The 16,858-nt window shown below is 54.3% G+C and carries 15 protein-coding genes and 4 tRNA genes; 5 read left to right on the top strand and 14 right to left on the bottom strand.

Annotated elements, in window-relative coordinates; translation table 11 throughout:
• Positions 1–36 precede the first annotated feature (36 nt).
• The 8 genes from corA to lptM form a co-directional block, all read right to left on the bottom strand.
• Positions 37–987: a magnesium/cobalt transporter CorA gene (corA, locus tag OGX99_RS01165; protein WP_003017920.1), complete on the bottom strand. Its 951-nt coding sequence runs from the start codon at positions 985–987 to the stop codon at positions 37–39.
• Between the two features lie 155 nt (positions 988–1,142).
• The gene (gene ysgD, locus OGX99_RS01160; protein WP_212723238.1) at positions 1,143–1,199 is read right to left on the bottom strand and encodes a YsgD/CorL family protein; all 57 of its coding nucleotides are present in this window, start codon (positions 1,197–1,199) and stop codon (positions 1,143–1,145) included.
• A 148-nt stretch (positions 1,200–1,347) separates the two neighbouring features.
• Positions 1,348–3,510, bottom strand: coding sequence for a DNA helicase II (gene uvrD / locus OGX99_RS01155; protein ID WP_003017922.1), 2,163 nt, complete (start codon positions 3,508–3,510; stop codon positions 1,348–1,350).
• Between the two features lie 64 nt (positions 3,511–3,574).
• A complete protein-coding gene (yigB, locus tag OGX99_RS01150) occupies positions 3,575–4,291 on the bottom strand; it encodes a 5-amino-6-(5-phospho-D-ribitylamino)uracil phosphatase YigB (protein WP_151217244.1) in 717 nt (238 codons plus the stop codon).
• The gene (gene xerC / locus OGX99_RS01145; protein WP_114681699.1) at positions 4,291–5,193 is read right to left on the bottom strand and encodes a tyrosine recombinase XerC; all 903 of its coding nucleotides are present in this window, start codon (positions 5,191–5,193) and stop codon (positions 4,291–4,293) included. Before xerC ends, yigB begins: the two co-directional genes overlap by 1 nt.
• Entirely contained in the window at positions 5,190–5,897 is a 708-nt protein-coding gene (locus tag OGX99_RS01140) for a DUF484 domain-containing protein (protein WP_286542352.1), read from the bottom strand. Before OGX99_RS01140 ends, xerC begins: the two co-directional genes overlap by 4 nt.
• Positions 5,894–6,718: a diaminopimelate epimerase gene (gene dapF / locus OGX99_RS01135; RefSeq protein ID WP_151217298.1), complete on the bottom strand. Its 825-nt coding sequence runs from the start codon at positions 6,716–6,718 to the stop codon at positions 5,894–5,896. Before dapF ends, OGX99_RS01140 begins: the two co-directional genes overlap by 4 nt.
• 48 nt (positions 6,719–6,766) lie before the next feature.
• Positions 6,767–6,970 carry an LPS translocon maturation chaperone LptM gene (lptM, locus tag OGX99_RS01130; protein ID WP_003017937.1) on the bottom strand — a complete coding sequence of 68 codons (204 nt, stop codon included), beginning with the start codon at positions 6,968–6,970 and terminating at the stop codon, positions 6,767–6,769.
• Between the two features lie 138 nt (positions 6,971–7,108).
• On the opposite strand from lptM, the gene cyaY reads away from it, so the two are divergent.
• On the top strand, positions 7,109–7,429 hold the full coding sequence (cyaY, locus tag OGX99_RS01125; RefSeq protein WP_151217248.1) for an iron donor protein CyaY: 321 nt from the start codon (positions 7,109–7,111) through the stop codon (positions 7,427–7,429).
• Positions 7,430–7,469: 40 nt separating this feature from the next.
• Here the strand turns inward: cyaY and cyaA are convergent, their stop codons facing one another.
• Positions 7,470–10,016, bottom strand: coding sequence for a class I adenylate cyclase (cyaA, locus tag OGX99_RS01120; protein WP_040230071.1), 2,547 nt, complete (start codon positions 10,014–10,016; stop codon positions 7,470–7,472).
• Positions 10,017–10,407: 391 nt separating this feature from the next.
• On the opposite strand from cyaA, the gene hemC reads away from it, so the two are divergent.
• Genes hemC through hemY form a run of 4 tightly spaced genes read left to right on the top strand, consistent with a single transcriptional unit; the run spans position 10,408 to position 14,485 of the window.
• Positions 10,408–11,349 (top strand): hydroxymethylbilane synthase, encoded by a 942-nt coding sequence (gene hemC, locus OGX99_RS01115; RefSeq protein ID WP_151217250.1) that lies wholly within the window; start codon positions 10,408–10,410, stop codon positions 11,347–11,349.
• Positions 11,346–12,086, top strand: coding sequence for a uroporphyrinogen-III synthase (hemD, locus tag OGX99_RS01110; RefSeq protein ID WP_286542350.1), 741 nt, complete (start codon positions 11,346–11,348; stop codon positions 12,084–12,086). Before hemC ends, hemD begins: the two co-directional genes overlap by 4 nt.
• 21 nt (positions 12,087–12,107) lie before the next feature.
• Positions 12,108–13,283 carry a uroporphyrinogen-III C-methyltransferase gene (hemX, locus tag OGX99_RS01105; protein WP_286542347.1) on the top strand — a complete coding sequence of 392 codons (1,176 nt, stop codon included), beginning with the start codon at positions 12,108–12,110 and terminating at the stop codon, positions 13,281–13,283.
• A 2-nt stretch (positions 13,284–13,285) separates the two neighbouring features.
• On the top strand, positions 13,286–14,485 hold the full coding sequence (gene hemY, locus OGX99_RS01100; protein WP_151225756.1) for a protoheme IX biogenesis protein HemY: 1,200 nt from the start codon (positions 13,286–13,288) through the stop codon (positions 14,483–14,485).
• Between the two features lie 405 nt (positions 14,486–14,890).
• Here the strand turns inward: hemY and OGX99_RS01095 are convergent.
• From OGX99_RS01095 to thrP, 5 genes are all read right to left on the bottom strand, one after another.
• Positions 14,891–14,967 (bottom strand) — tRNA-Pro (locus OGX99_RS01095).
• Positions 14,968–15,008: 41 nt separating this feature from the next.
• A tRNA-Leu gene (locus OGX99_RS01090) sits at positions 15,009–15,094 on the bottom strand.
• 20 nt (positions 15,095–15,114) lie between these two features.
• Positions 15,115–15,190: transfer RNA gene (locus OGX99_RS01085), tRNA-His, on the bottom strand.
• A 56-nt stretch (positions 15,191–15,246) separates the two neighbouring features.
• A tRNA-Arg gene (locus OGX99_RS01080) sits at positions 15,247–15,323 on the bottom strand.
• Positions 15,324–15,425: 102 nt separating this feature from the next.
• Positions 15,426–16,811 (bottom strand): bifunctional threonine/serine APC transporter ThrP, encoded by a 1,386-nt coding sequence (gene thrP, locus OGX99_RS01075; protein ID WP_151225755.1) that lies wholly within the window; start codon positions 16,809–16,811, stop codon positions 15,426–15,428.
• Positions 16,812–16,858: the final 47 nt, after the last annotated feature.

The raw sequence follows: 16,858 nt of genomic DNA, 5'->3' as shown, positions 1-16,858 counted from the left end.
TGCCGGATGGCGGCTGCGCCTTATCCGGCACAGCCCTTACAGCCAGTTTTTGCGCTTAAAGTACAGATACGGCGCCAGACCGGCGAGCATCATAAAGACAATCGCCCCCGGATACCCGAAGCTCCAGTGCAGTTCCGGCATGAACTCAAAGTTCATCCCATAACTTGAAGCTACCAGCGTCGGCGGCAGGAACACCACAGAGACCACCGAGAAGATCTTGATGATGCGGTTCTGCTCAATGTTGATAAAGCCCATCGCCGCCTGCATCAGGAAGTTAACCTTCTGGAACAGCGATTCGTTGTGCGGCAGCAGAGATTCGATATCGCGCAGGATCTCACGCGCCTGTTCCAGCTGGCTGCCCGGCAACCGCGCTTTACGTACCAGGAAGTTCAGTGCGCGTTGGGTATCCATCAGACACAAGCGTACCTTCCAGCCGATATCTTCAAGTTCCGCCAGCGTCGACAGCGCTTCGTCATATTCATCGCCCTGACGCCCTTCCATGATCACACGGCTGAGTTTTTCCAGGTCGCTGTAGATATTTTCGATCTCATCCGCCAGCTGTTCAATTTTTGTTTCGAACAAGTCGAGCAACAGCTCGTAGGCGTTGCCATCCACCATCGCCTGGTTACGCGCACGCATGCGGTACAGGCGAAAGGCCGGTAATTCGCGCTCGCGCAGGGTAAACAGTCGACCTTCGCGAATAGTAAATGCGACGGTTGAGTTACCCGCGTGATCGTCGGCGTCTTCATAAAAGAAGAAGGAGTGAATGTGCAAACCGTCTTCGTCTTCAAAAAAACGCGCGGATGCTTCGATGTCTTCCAGTTCAGGGCGCGTAGCCAGATTCTGGCCCAAGTCCTTTTGCACACGGTTTCGTTCTTCGTCATCCGGCTCGACTAAATCGACCCAAACCGAACTGGCCAGGTGCTCGATCTCGTCTGCCTCAAGGCGAGTTAAACGATTGTTTTCCAGTTGAAATGCGCTCAGCATGACCGGGACTCCCAATGCAAAAAATTATCGGACAGTTCGGAGGGCACACAGAAACAAATTGGGTTTCAGACCATTAAACAGCCTGACTCAGCGCGACGGAAAAAAAACAGAAGGTCGCTGACAACCGCGAAGGCTATCAGCAAAAAGGGATAGCCTTAGGAGTTGATCCTGGATGACAGGATAATGAGCCAGTATCTACTGGGTGTGTCCAAGGCGAATGTCCTCTTAGCGTAATCGTGCGCGCATGTTACGCCAGCAAAATTTTGACGTCAACACGCAACGAAACGCTAGCCTGGATAAATTACCTGCTCATCAGTAAGGCTAGCAGATCGTTACAAAATAATGATATTTTTCTGAAAGTTATACCGTTTCCAGTCGGGCATAGGCTGCCACCAGCCATTTGATCCCCTGCCCCTGGAACGCGACCTGCAAACGACTGTGCTCACCGCTGCCTTCCAGATTGACAATGGTGCCCTCGCCAAACTTGGCGTGGCGCACGCGCTGGCCAAGCTTATAGCCAGTGTCGTTTTCCGCCATTGGCGTGCCCATCCGCTGATGGCTCACCGGACGGCTGACCGTGGCGCGCAAACGTACCTCTTCAACGCACGCTTCCGGCAGTTCACCAATAAAGCGTGACGGACGATGGTAAACCTCTTTGCCATACAAACGACGCGTTTCAGCGTAGGTTAGCGTCAGCTTTTGCATCGCACGGGTCACGCCGACGTAGGCCAGTCGGCGTTCCTCTTCGAGACGTCCGCCTTCGTCCAGCGACATCTGGCTGGGGAACATGCCTTCTTCCATGCCGACGATAAACACCTGAGGGAACTCCAGACCTTTCGCCGAGTGCAGGGTCATCAGCTGTACCGCGTCCTGCCAGGTATCCGCCTGTCCTTCGCCCGCTTCCAGCGCGGCGTGAGACAGGAACGCCTGCAGCGGCATCAGGTCTTCGTCTTCTTCGTTGTAACTAAACTGACGCGTTGCCGTCACCAGTTCGTCTAAGTTTTCGATACGCGTCTGGCCCTTCTCGCCTTTTTCCTGCTCGTACATCATGCGCAGCCCGGAGTCTTTAATCACCCGGTCAGTCTGCACGTGCAGCGGCATATCGGCGGTCTCCTGCGCCAGAGCGTCAATCAGCTCCATAAAACGCTGTAAGGCGCTGGCGGCACGACCCGCAAGGGCTTTTTCCTGCAACAGTTCACGACAGGCCTGCCACAGCGTTAGCTGGCGGTCACGTGAGGTCTGGCGCACCACATCCAGCGTACGATCGCCAATCCCGCGCGTCGGTGTATTCACCACGCGCTCAAACGCCGCATCGTCATTGCGATTAGCGATCAGGCGCAGGTAGGAGAGTGCATCTTTGATTTCCTGGCGTTCAAAGAAGCGCATCCCGCCATAAATACGATACGGCATACTGGCTTGTAACAACGCCTCTTCCAGCACGCGCGACTGGGCGTTGCTGCGGTACAGAATAGCGCATTGTTCAAGCGCACCGCCGTTGTCCTGCCAGGTTTTGATGCGGTTAACGACAAAGCGCGCTTCATCGAGTTCGTTGAACGCGCAGTATAGCGAGATCGGTTCACCGTCGACGCCGTCGGTCCACAGCTTTTTACCCAGACGCCCATTGTTGTTTTCAATCAGGGCGTTAGCCGCGCTGAGGATATTGTTGGTCGAGCGGTAATTCTGCTCCAGGCGAATGGTTTCTGCGCCCGGGAAATCGGTGAGGAAGCGCTGGATATTTTCCACCTGCGCTCCGCGCCAGCCGTAGATCGACTGGTCGTCATCGCCCACGATCATCACTTTGCCGGTGTCGCCTGCCAGCAGGCGGATCCAGGCGTACTGAATGTTGTTGGTATCCTGGAACTCATCCACCAGGATATTGGTAAAGCGTTCGCGGTAGTGCTGCAGGATATGCGGTTTGTTGAGCCACAGTTCATGGGCACGCAGTAGCAGCTCGGCGAAATCCACCAGCCCGGCGCGATCACACGCTTCCTGGTAAGCCTGATACACTTTCTGCCAGGTTTGCTCAACCGGGTTGCCATAGCTCTGCAGATGGTGCGGGCGCAGCCCTTCGTCTTTCTGACTATTGATAAACCACATCGCCTGACGCGGCGGCCACTGCTTCTCATCCAGGTTCATCGCCTTGATCAGGCGCTTGAGCAGACGCAGTTGGTCTTCGCTGTCGAGGATCTGGAAATCCTGCGGCAGGTTGGCATCCATATGGTGCGCGCGCAGCAGACGGTGCGCCAGACCGTGGAACGTACCCACCCACATACCGCCCTGGCTGGTTCCCATGATCTGACCAATACGGTGGCGCATTTCCGCCGCCGCTTTGTTGGTAAAGGTGACCGCCATAATGGAGTACGGCGAGTTGTTCTCTACCGTCAGTAACCAGGCGATGCGGTGCACCAGCACGCGCGTTTTACCACTCCCCGCGCCTGCCAGAACCAACATGTTGCTGCGTGGCGCGGCCACAGCCTGGCGCTGTTCGTCATTGAGGCTATCGAGCAGGTAAGAAACGTCCATTGGCACCGCCGGAATCAACAGGGCCCAGCCGGACCCCTGGGAATTTATACAGAGTTGTTGGTGATTATATCAGCGAGGTCAGAGATGCCAACTGTGAAATTTCGATATGCGGCAGCAAACGGCTGTCAGCGATGTGCATCAGGTCGGCATTTTCCGGTTTGATCCAGCAAGCCTGCATACCGCAACGGATGGCTCCCGCGACGTCTGTCGTCAGGTCATCGCCCACGTGCAGAATGTCACCCACGGGCATGTTCAGTTTTTCCGCCGCCAGCGCGTACATGTCGCTGAACGGTTTTGATCGCCCGTCGGGACCGGCGCGCAGTACAAACTCAAAATAATCGCCCAGGCCAAACAATTCCGGCTGCGCGTTACCGTTGGTAATCGCCACCAGCGGCCATTTTCGGGCCAGCGCCTTCAGCGTGTCATGTGTCGCCTGCGGGACATCAATACGGCTACGCCATTTGGCGAAATTCATCATCGCCGCATTCGCTCCCATTCTGGCTTCGGCCTCTGACAACCCCGCCTCCAGCATAGCGCGTTCTACGGCGCGGTGGCGCCATTGAGTAACGTCGTGGTAGATTTCCGGCTCAGCGTCGCGAACGGCCTGACGTAAGCGCTGGAGGTCGCTATTTTGCAGCGAACTCAGCGCCGGATGATAATTCTGTACAAACGCGAGCGCTTCCTGCTCGGTGCGTGTGATAACGGGACGGTTATCGTAAAGGGTGTCATCAAGGTCAAAGGTGAGCGCAGAAATGCGCCCCAAAGGCCGGTAAAAACGCATTATTTCCCCCGTTTGGCGCGCGGATGCGCCGCATCGTACACTGAAGCCAGGTGTTGAAAATCAAGATGGGTATAGATTTGGGTCGTGGAGAGATTGGCATGGCCTAATAATTCCTGCACACCACGCAGATCGCCGCTCGACTCCAGCATATGCGTCGCAAATGAATGGCGTAGCTTGTGGGGATGTACATGGCTGTTCAGCCCCTGCTTGATACCCCATTCAGCAAAACGTTTCTGCACGTTCCGTGCAGAGATGCGTTTGCCCAGTTTTGACAGAAATAACGCATCGTCATCGCAGCCAAAGAGTCCGCGCAGATCCAGCCAGTGCTCAATCCACGCCACCGCATTGCGGCCAATCGGCAGTCGACGCTCTTTACTGCCCTTGCCCATCACCCATACTTCGCCGGTGTCGAGATCGAGATGTTTAATATCCAGCCCAACCAGTTCAGATAAACGCAGCCCGGCGCCGTACATCACTTCCAGCATCGCGCGGTCGCGCACGGCGAGGGGATCGTTGAGATCGATATCCAGCAGGCGATTAACGTCGTCGACATCGATATTTTTAGGCAGATGACGCGGTGCTTTGGGTGCGGAAACGCTTTTTGCCGGATTGGCTTTCAGCTCGCCCTGATTAACCAGCCAGTCGAAAAAACTGCGTAGCGCGGAAAGTCGCAACGCCAGGCTCGCCGGTCCCAGCCCTTTACGACGACTGCGCACGGCAAAGCTTCGCACCATAGCAGCGTCACATTGTTGCCAGCTTTGCAAACCGGTTTCTCCGGCTAACGCGATGATGGCATCAAGCTGGCGCTGATAATTAAGCAATGTGATCGGGCTAAGCTGGCGCTCAACGCCCAGATAGCGCAAAAAGCGCGCCACATCCTGAGAAAGGGGTGAATCGGTCATATGCGTTCAATCCAGCGCTCCAGCAGTTCCGGCAACATCAACGAGATTTCCTGCAATAACTGCGTACCTTGTCCCTGCTGGTAATGATTAACGTCACGACTGCTGAACAGCATCACGCCAATGGAGCCATCTTGCCCGAGCATCGACATCGCGACTGAGCCTATCGCTTTCGCCTCCGGCATCATCACCAGCAACTCGGGGCCATTGAGCGGCCCAAGATAATGCCGAGACTGGCCCAGACGCTGAATTCGCAGCGGTTCAAAAGCCTGACGGCTTAATGCCAGATGGGTGAATTTTGAGGGCGCGCCTAGTCGCCAGCGATCCGGGAACAGACGAACCGTCGCTCCTGCCAGCCCTAACTCACGCGCCCAGCGATGAAATCGCATCAGCATATCGTCAAGGCTGCTGGCCGCCACCAGACGTCCTTGCAGATTTAACAGACGATAGAACAGGCTTTCATTGGCGTTGGCCTGTTCCATCAACAGCGCCATGTTCTCTTCCAGCACGTTAATATGATTACGCGCCCGTGCCATATGCCATTCCACTAAAGAGACCGTGCCGCGCACCGGGTGCGGAACACGCATCGCCTCAACTGCCTGGGCATTACGGATAAAAAACTCAGGATTACGTTGCAGGTAATCGACGACCGCCCGATCGTCGAGCTCCATGAGCGTTTCCTGTAGTTCTTCCCCTGGTTGCTTCATAAGTGAATAAATCCGTCGTAGACATGTGCCGCCGGGCCTGTCATATACAGCGGATGACCCGGACCTTTCCAGGCGATATCAAGTCGACCGCCCGGTAATTCCACCCTCACCTCTTCTGCCAGCAGACCCTGCTGAATACCAACCGCAACAGCGGCGCACGCCCCGCTACCGCAGGCCTGCGTTTCACCCGCTCCACGCTCATAAACCCGCAGTCGGATATGCTCGCGCTTCACCACCTGCATAAAGCCAATATTGGCGCGTTCAGGGAAGCGCTCGTGGCTTTCCAGAACCGGTCCCAGTGTTTCTACTGTGGCCGTATCAACATCATCAACCTGAATCACGCAGTGCGGGTTCCCCATTGAAACCACGCCGCACAATACTGTCTGTTCGGCCGCGCGCATAATATAGGTCTTCTCTGCTTTATTGGCGCGAAACGGAACCTGCGAGGGTTCAAAATTGGGTTCTCCCATATTCACCTGCACCAGCTCGTCGTCGGTTACGGTTAATACCATACGACCATTGGCGGTACTGACGCGAATATCGCGCTTATTGGTCAGCCCTTTCAGGCGAACAAAGCGGGCAAAACAGCGGGCGCCATTGCCACATTGTGACACTTCACTGCCGTCGGCATTAAAAATACGGTAGTGGAAATCCAGCTCCGGATCATACGGAGGTTCAACCACCAGCAGTTGATCAAATCCAACGCCGAGATGCCTGTCGGACAGGCGGCGGATCAGCTCTGGTGAGAAAAAGACATTCTGCGTTACCGCGTCGACGACCATAAAATCGTTGCCAAGGCCATGCATTTTAGAGAATTGCATCATTCACTCCGTTCACGCGGGTACAGAAATGTAAATCTATTCCTGCCGTCAGTAATTCACCTGGGAAGGCCCGTCACTAATCCCACGATCGTTTTTCTCAGGCGTGGTGGATTGCGATTGCGGCTGAACGCTCTTGGTCGGAGGCGGCGCGGTTTTATCTGCTGGCGGGAAATACAGCGGGCCTTTGAGCCCACAGCCCGTCAGGCTGAACAGAGTAAAAATGACAGCGAGTGGCTTTAACACGTTTTTCATTATGGATTGCCTGTAAAGTTCATGCTTTCTGTTTTCTATCATCGCAGGAGAAGGCGTAAAAGCAAGAGTTAGCCTGTAATCTGCAACGCGTTTTGTTTCAGGTTATACTGCCGTCATCACGAAAAACAGGATAAGAAAATGAACGACAGTGAATTTCATCGCCTTGCTGACACCCTGTGGATGACCATTGAAGAGCGTCTGGACGACTGGGACGGCGACAGCGATATCGATTGTGAAATCAACGGCGGCGTGCTGACCCTCAGCTTCGAAAACGGCAGCAAAATTATTATTAACCGTCAGGAGCCGCTGCACCAGGTGTGGCTGGCAACCAAGCAGGGCGGCTACCACTTTGACCTGAAAGGCGACGAGTGGATCTGCGATCGTAGCGGCGAAACGTTCTGGGATCTGCTGGAACAGGCGGCAACACAGCAGGCAGGTGAAGAAGTGAGCTTCCGCTAAGTGTGATTGCCGGATGCGCTTCGCTTATCCGGCATCATGTTCAGGAAAAATACTGCTGCAACTGCGGCGCGTCGTTGTCCTGATTGACGGGCGGAACAGCGCTAATCGGCTGGGTACGGAACGGAATTACCTGCGCGCGCCCGTCGGTTTTCACAATCTGGTAGAACTGCGGCAGGTTAAAGTTGATAAAGCTTGAGCCATAGGTGAAGCGATCGTGCGACGATGAGTAGAAACGGCTGACGTCGCGTACCAGTTCCTCTTTGCTGCCTTCGCAGTGGTGATACACCTCGGCCCGGTTACTCTCGTCCAGAATGTAGATATTAAAGCCCTGCTCATCACCCGTTTCTTCGAAAAAGAACTGAATGATCCCTTCGCTGGCAAACCCGTCCACTACCGACGGAAGTTTCACATGGTTAGTCTCAACCTGAACGGAAAGTCCGTGCAGTTTGTTATGTGAAATCGCACCATAGAATTCAATCGCGTTTTCCAGCTTCTGTACCGAGACGTTCAGACGTTCGAAGAACAGCCCCCACGTCTGACCGGAAACACGCAGCGCTTTGAAGCGTCCAGTTTCCTGACGGGTACTGGAGAGGCGTAATTCGATGCACTCAGACACCAGTTGCTGTACGCGAGTACGAATTAACCCGCGCAGATGCTGGCTATAGCAGAAGACCTCGACGCTATCCGGCGGCGCGGCATCCTGATGCATTTTGCCCAGAATCGTTTTTAACGCTTCAATCATCGCCTGCTCGCCGTTGAAGTGCAGCGTACGCACCTCATTCCACGAGTTGCGATACAGCAGGTCTACGCTACCGACCAGGCAATTTTGCTCTTCGCCAAAACTGAAGACGTCCAGCTTACGGAAATCAAAATGCACCACCTGATTGCGAAATGCCGCCGTCGGGTCATATTCGAGGTTAACGATAATTGCCAGATGCCGAATTTCGCACGGACTATAAAGCGCTTTCGGCGTTGGCGCTGGTAAACGCAGCGGGAAGTGGTGCGACACATCGGCGACCATTTCCTGCAGCTTCGGCAAATCAACGATGCCGTTACCCTTAATAAATAGATGCGTACGCGAGGTCAGCAGGCCATTAAACCAGGCCCACGCCACCAGCTTGTTGAGATAGCGGTTATATTCCAGTGGCTGATGGCTGATGATCGAGTCCATGTTCGGCGCTCGGTTGTAAAGATACCACCCCGAACGGTTGGCACGACCCGGAGGCACATGGATAAAGGTCAGATTCGGTTCCGAGAGGTCTGGAGATATCTGCGGGTTCACCAGCGTGACTTTACCCGGCAACGCTTCAAACGCGGCATACAGCTTACGGGTCAGCACGCCGATATCTTGCGGGCTGGCGCTGACGCTGAGGTTATTACGCCGTGCAAAGCGGATCAGGTTACGATAGCTCTGCATCATCGCATCGAGCAGTTCGTTATGCGCTTCACGCACCTGGTCAATCTTCCAGTTAGCGCGGTTATCCAGCATGGTCAGACGGGCATCATCCCAGCCCCACTCTGTCACTAATTGACTTAATACTTCACGGCGCCAGCCCACGCAGGCGCGCTCACGGCTCAGTTTCTCACACACTTTTAAGTAGAAACATCGACGCACTAAATCCAGACGTGTCGGGTCTTCGATCGCCGTAAGGTATTCGGTTACACGCTCCAGCATCATGCAGTAAGGGTCGAGACCAAATGAGACGATCTCACCATCGTGCAAGCGCTGTTTAATATCTTTCGCCAACAGGCGTGGATTGGGGTATTCCCAGGAATACGCCTCCAGCAGCAGCGTTTTCAGCACTGCTTTGTACGGAGAGTCGATACTCTTGTACAACTGCCAAAGGCTGGCGCCGAAATACTCTTCGGCAGAGAGCGAACTGAGCCCGCCGAGATCCAGCCATTCGTTTGGCGTTAGCACCCCTTGTGCGTAGAGCGTCATGACGTAATCGTCGTAATGCTCTTCTTCGTCGCCCGGTACCATATTCCACAGAATACGTTTACCCGCGAGGCGCACAGCGGTGCGATAGAATTCATCCAGCAACAGGATATGCTGCGTCGAGCCACAGTCTTCCCCACCCAGACTGCCGCTTTCATTGTGACGGAAACGGTTTTCGTCAATCAGGAAGAAACTGACTTCCACGCCCAGCGAGGCCGCCCAGCTTTCCAGCAGGCTACATTTACGCTGCAGCAGTTGGCGCTCTTCGCTATCCAGCCAGGATTGATGGCAGACCCAGATATCAAGGTCAGACGAACAGCTTTGCCCTACCGAAGAGGTACTGCCCATCGAGTAAACGCCGGTGATCGGCAGTTCGCCCTTCGGCGGGTCCTGCGGCGACATGCCGCGGTACAGTTCCAACTCGTTCAGGTAGTGGCGTTGGGTTTCATCAGGCGTGTAAAGGCATATGCCTTTGGGAACGTTACCATCAAGGTAACCCGGCATCAGCGGATGGTGGTAGTGCAATAATGTCGGCAGCAGACTGTATACCTGCTGGAAAGCAGGTCCCATGGCAGCAAGCGCGCGATCCACACGCAGTTGATTTATGGCATCCAGTCTCTGTTTCAGAGTCTCAATATAGAGGTACAAGACGTATCGCCTGATGTTGCATCCGTCATGGCGTCGATAGCGGCGGCGCAAACGCTTACCACCCTCGTCATCAATCCGGATAAACCGTATGTCAAAAATAACCGTTACCTTTTTCACCTGCACTTTTATTAGTTACAGATGAAAAAATGGTCTAAAACGTGATCAATTTAACACCTTGCTCATTGACCGTAAAGAAAGATGCGCTACATACAAGTGTAGCACCGTTCGTTACGTGTAAATTCCTTCATACGGTCGGGAGGTTTTTCTCGTCATTCTTCACTGACAGTGATGATGCAGCGCCTTTTCCTCTCACTTACGTTTGAGCGTAACGCTGACATCCCTTTGATAAGGATGTTAGGATGGTCAATGATTGATAATGACGGTAACAAGCATGTTAGACAATGTTTTGAGAATTGCCACACGCCAAAGCCCCCTTGCGCTCTGGCAGGCACATTATGTCAAAGACGCCTTAATGGCAAACCACCCCGGTCTGATCGTGGAACTGGTTCCTATGGTAACCCGTGGCGATGTGATCCTTGATACTCCGCTGGCGAAGGTCGGGGGGAAAGGGCTGTTTGTTAAAGAGCTGGAAGTCGCGCTGCTGGAAAAACGCGCCGATATCGCCGTGCACTCCATGAAGGATGTGCCGGTTGAATTCCCTGACGGTCTTGGACTGGTCACCATTTGCGAGCGAGAAGATCCGCGTGATGCTTTCGTCTCCAATAAGTACAACACGCTGGATGAACTCCCGGCTGGCAGCATCGTCGGGACATCCAGTTTGCGCCGTCAGTGCCAGTTGGCGAAACGCCGTCCGGACCTCATCATCCGTTCGTTGCGCGGTAACGTAGGCACACGTCTCGGCAAACTGGATAACGGTGATTATGACGCGATTATTCTGGCGGTCGCCGGATTAAAACGTTTAGGTCTTGAGTCGCGCGTCCGTACCGCTCTGCCGCCGGAAGTCTCTCTGCCAGCTGTCGGGCAAGGCGCAGTTGGCATAGAATGTCGACTGGATGATATGCGCACTCAGGCGCTGTTAGCGCCGCTCAATCATGAAGAGACAGCGCTACGCGTCAAAGCCGAACGCGCCATGAACACCCGCCTGGAAGGAGGATGTCAGGTACCTATCGGCAGTTATGCCGAGGTCATTAACGGTGAGATTTGGCTGCGGGCGCTGGTTGGCGCACCTGATGGTTCGCAGATGGTATGCGGAGAACGTCGCGGTGCCGCGCAGGATGCTGAACAGATGGGCATCTCTCTGGCTGAAGAGCTACTGGAGAACGGTGCGCGTGCCATTCTGGCTGAAGTTTACAACGGAGAAGCCCCCGCATGAGTATTCTGGTCACCCGCCCGTCTCCCGCTGGGGAAGAGTTAGTGAGCCGTCTGCGCACACTGGGGCAGGTGGCCTGGAGTTTTCCGCTCATCGATTTTTCACCGGGTCGGGAACTGGCGATGCTTGCTTCCCGACTGTCAGCGCTGACGGAAAACGATCTGGTCTTCGCACTCTCACAGCACGCCGTCACCTTTGCTGATGCCGAGCTTCAGCAGCAAGGGAAAAGTTGGCCCTCCCTTCCGCATTATTTTGCTATTGGCCGCACAACGGCGCTGGCACTGCATACCGTTAGCAGCTGCAATATTCACTACCCTCTGGATCGGGAAATTAGCGAAGTCTTGCTACAATTACCTGAATTACAAAATATTGCGGGAAAACGCGCGCTTATTTTACGCGGCAACGGTGGTCGCGAGCTGATAGGTGAAACCCTGACGGCACGTGGAGCTGATGTCAATTTTTGTGAATGTTATCAACGCAGTGCAAAACACTACGATGGCGCGGAAGAAGCGATGCGCTGGCAATCTCGTGGCGTGACCACGCTGGTTGTCACCAGCGGAGAGATGCTACAACAGCTCTGGTCGCTCATTCCGCAATGGTATCGTGAGCACTGGTTACTACGCTGTCGGCTGCTGGTCGTCAGTGAGCGTCTGGCGCACCTCGCCCGGGAACTGGGCTGGCAAGATATTAAGGTCGCTGATAACGCCGACAACGATGCGCTGTTACGCGCATTACAATAACTCTCATAATGGGATGCCATAATGACGGAACAAGAAAAATCCTCCGCCGTGGTTGAAGAGACCAGGGAGGCCGTGGAAACCACGTCACAGCCAGTCAATACTGAAAAAAAGAGTAAGAACAGCACGGCGCTGATTCTGAGCGCCGTGGCGATTGCAATCGCGCTGGCAGCAGGCGTTGGGCTGTACGGCTGGGGGAAACAACAGGCAACAACACAGACAGCAACCAGCGACGCGCTGGCAAACCAACTGACGGCGCTGCAAAAAGCGCAGGAAAGCCAAAAAGCTGAGCTGGAAGGCATTATTAAACAGCAGGCCACGCAGCTGGATGAAGCCTCTCGCCAGCAGGCCGCTCTGGTCAAACAGCTTGACGAAGTCCAGCAAAAAGTCGCCACTATCTCCAGCAGCGATGCCGGAACATGGTTACTGGCGCAGGCTGATTTCCTGGTGAAACTGGCCGGTCGCAAATTATGGAGCGATCAGGACGTGACCACCGCCGCGGCGCTACTGAAAAGCGCTGATGCCAGCCTGGCGGATATGAACGACCCGAGCCTGATTACCGCCCGCCGCGCGATTACCGATGATATCGCTAGCCTCTCCGCGGTGACTCAGGTCGACTATGACGGCATTATCCTCAAAGTAAATCAGCTCGCAAACCAGATTGATAACCTGCGTCTGGCCGACAATGACACCGATGATTCGCCGATGGACTCCGACAGCAACGAGCTTTCCAGCTCGATCAGCGAATGGCGTATCAATCTGCAAAAAAGCTGGCAGAACTTTATGGATAGCTTTATCACCGTTCGCCGTCGTGATGAAACCGCCGTCCCGCTGCTGGCACCGAACCAGGACGTTTATTTACGTGAAAACATCCGTTCACGCCTGTTAGTGGCCGCCCAGGCTGTGCCGCGTCATCAGGAAGAAACCTGGCGTCAGGCGCTGGAAAACGTCTCTACCTGGGTGCGCGCCTACTACGACACCGATGATGCAACGACCAAAGCTTTCCTTGAAGAGGTAGACCAGCTGAGCCAACAAAGCATCAGTATGGATGTCCCGGAAACGCTGCAGAGCCAGGCTCTTCTCGACAAGCTAATGCAGACCCGCGTACGTAATTTACTGGCGCAACCTGCCACAGCGCCAGTTGTACCTGCGCCTGCGCCTGCAACAGACGCTCCGGCGACTGCGCCGCAAGGAGAATAATGATGCTAAAAGTATTATTGCTCTTTGTGCTGCTGATTGCCGGGATCGTTGTTGGTCCGATGATTGCCGGTCATCAGGGCTACGTATTGATCCAGACGGATAATTACAATATCGAAACCAGCGTGACGGGACTGGCGATCATCCTGATCGTCGCCATGGTCGTCCTGTTTGCAATTGAATGGCTGCTGCGCCGAATTTTCCGCACAGGTGCGCATACCCGCGGATGGTTTGTCGGTCGTAAACGTCGTCGCGCCCGTAAGCAGACCGAACAGGCGCTGCTCAAGCTGGCGGAAGGTGACTATCAGCAGGTTGAGAAGCTGATGTCGAAAAATGCCGATCATGCAGAACAGCCGGTAGTGAATTACCTGCTGGCGGCAGAAGCGGCTCAGCAGCGCGGTGACGAAGCGCGTGCCAACCAACACCTTGAGCGTGCCGCCGAACTGGCAGGCAATGATACGATCCCGGTTGAAATCGCTCGCGTTCGCCTGCAGCTGGCGCGTAATGAAAATCATGCCGCGCGCCACAGCGTAGACAAACTGCTGGAAGTGACACCTCGTCATCCGGAAGTGCTGCGTCTGGCTGAACAGGCCTACATTCGTACCGGCGCATGGAGTTCGTTACTGGATATCATTCCATCCATGGCAAAAGCGCACGTGGGCGATGACGAACATCGCACTATGCTGGAACAGCAGGCATGGGTTGGCCTGATGGATCAGGTTCGCGCCGATCAGGGCAGCGAGGGGCTACGCGCATGGTGGAAAAATCAGAACCGTAAAACCCGTCATCAGGTTGCCCTGCAGGTAGCGATGGCTGAACATCTGATTGAGTGTGACGATCACGACACGGCGCAGCAGGTCATTATTGATGGCCTGAAACGTCAGTACGACGATCGCCTGGTGCTGCCGATCCCGCGTCTGAAAACCAATAACCCGGAACAGATAGAGAAAGTGTTGCGCCAGCAGATTAAAGCCGTGGGCGATCGCCCGTTGCTATGGAGCACGCTGGGGCAGTCGCTCATGAAGCATGGCGAATGGCAGGAAGCCACGCTCGCCTTCCGTGCAGCCCTCAAACAGCGCCCGGATGCCTATGACTACGCCTGGCTTGCTGACGCGCTGGACAGATTGCATCAACCGGAAGAAGCCGCCACCATGCGCCGTGATGGCCTGATGCTGACGCTGCAGAACAACAATCCCCCGCAGTAATTCCCCATTGCCCGGTGACGCTTCGCTTACCGGGCATTTTCAATGATGCATAAATAAAAAAACGCCCGCTCTTTTGGAGCAGGCGTTAAACAGGTCTGTATGACAACATAAATGGGTGCTTCACTCAACGTTATGTCCATGGTGTTTGATGAGGCTACGCGACATCTGTCTGTGGACGATAAGCACCGTAAACGGCTCTGCATCATTCCTGAGTTTATGAGGCCAGATGGCGAACATAAGAGATGGAATGAGCATCTACCCGTATATTATTGCACAACGCGTGCCACGATTGCACTGCAAAAACCAGGTATTCGGACTTTTTAAGACAGCAGGTAATTCTTGGGAATAACGACTGAGAAAGGAAAATCAGAAAACAAAAAACCCCGCCGAAGCGGGGTTCAAAATTGGTCGGCGAGAGAGGATTCGAACCTCCGACCCACTGGTCCCAAACCAGTTGCGCTACCAAGCTGCGCTACTCGCCGTTTTACTGCTTTTTGAATTTTTAGTTCAATTCTTTAAGTCGTGGTGCGAGGGGGGGGACTCGAACCCCCACATCCTAAGGACACTAACACCTGAAGCTAGCGCGTCTACCAATTCCGCCACCTTCGCATTTCACAACTTTAAATTAATGGGGTGGCTAATGGGATTCGAACCCACGACAACTGGAATCACAATCCAGGGCTCTACCAACTGAGCTATAGCCACCACTGCAAATCTTTTACGCGGTATTAAAACCACCGCAGCTCCGGCACCTTACTAAATGGTGCGCCCGACAGGATTCGAACCTGAGACCTCTGCCTCCGGAGGGCAGCGCTCTATCCAGCTGAGCTACGGGCGCTTAGCGCCGTTGCGGGGCTGGATATTACGGAGGTCTCGGTCTGCTGTCTAGTGGTTTTTTAAAATAAATTATCGTTTGGTCATGGTTTGTGCGTTTTGTCGCTTATTCCTGCAATTTTTGGGCTGTGCCATGACGATTCAGGCCAAAAACCTTATAAATGAGTGTCACCGCCAGTAAGAAGCCAATGCCAACAAACAGTGACATTCGGGTATCTTCATTAAAGTACATGCCGATTAATACGCAAATCAGGAACGCCATCGTCAAATAATTCGCCCACGGGAACAGAATCGAACGGAAAGGATGACTGGCGATCGCCGCTTTATGCGCCTGGCGGAACCGCAGCTGGCTTATCAGGATCACAAACCACGGCACCATCCCCGGTAGCACGCTGGCGCTATAAACATAAACGAATACGCGCTGCGGGTTGGGAATAATGTAGTTCAGGCACGACCCAATCAGCAGTATCGCGATAGAAATAGCCACGCCGGCAACCGGTACGCCATGGCGAGAAACTTTTCCAACAGCGGCGGGGAGCTGACGATTCTTTGCCAGTGCGTAGAGCATGCGCCCGCAGCTGTACATCCCGCTGTTACAACCCGACAGCGCAGCCGTCAGAACCACAAAGTTAATAATCCCTGCCGCGGCGGTAATACCAATCTTGGCAAAGGTGAGAACAAACGGACTGCCGTTGCTGCCAATCTCGTTCCACGGGAAAATAGTGACGATAACAAAAATCGCCCCAACGTAGAAAATCAGGATACGCCACAGCACTTTACCTACTGCGCTACGCAGCGTGACCTGTGGATTCTTCGCTTCACCTGCAGTAATGCCGATCAGCTCCACGCCCTGGTAAGAAGCCACGACAATACACAATGCCGTCAGGAAGCCCTTCCAACCACCAGCAAAGAAGCCACCATGCTCGGTCAGGTTGCCAAAACCGATCGCCTGACCACCGTTGCCAAACCCGAAGAAAATCACCCCTAACCCAATGACGATCATCACAATGATGGTGGTCACTTTGATCATGGCAAACCAGAATTCAATTTCACCATACAAGCGAACTGCGGCGAGGTTTGCCAACGCAACCAGTCCAACAGCAATCAGTGCGGGTATCCATTGCGCCATTTCCGGGAACCAGAACTGGACGTACACTCCGATGGCGGTAATCTCTGATATCCCCACTGCCATCCACATAAACCAATATGACCAGGCGGTGAGATAACCAAAGAAGGGGCTCATATAACGATGGGCGTAAACAGCGAATGAACCGGCAACCGGCTCGAGGAATAACATCTCCCCCATAGAACGCATAATGAAAAAGACGAACAGCCCGGCCACGATGTATGCCAGCAGAACCGACGGCCCCGCCCATTTCAGGGTACTGGCAGCCCCCATAAAGAGTCCGACGCCAATAGTGCCCCCAAGGGCAATTAATTCGATGTGACGAGCCTCCAGCCCACGCTGTAGCTCAGGTTTGTTCTCGGCCATAAATCCTCTTGTTGTGTTTGCATGCTGTCCGGTATTACCGGTTCTCG

The sequence above is a fragment of the Citrobacter sp. Cu096 genome, assembly GCF_030332285.1.
GTDB classification, from domain to species: Bacteria; Pseudomonadota; Gammaproteobacteria; order Enterobacterales; family Enterobacteriaceae; genus Citrobacter; species Citrobacter meridianamericanus.
This window is presented reverse-complemented; position numbering and strand designations above follow the sequence as displayed.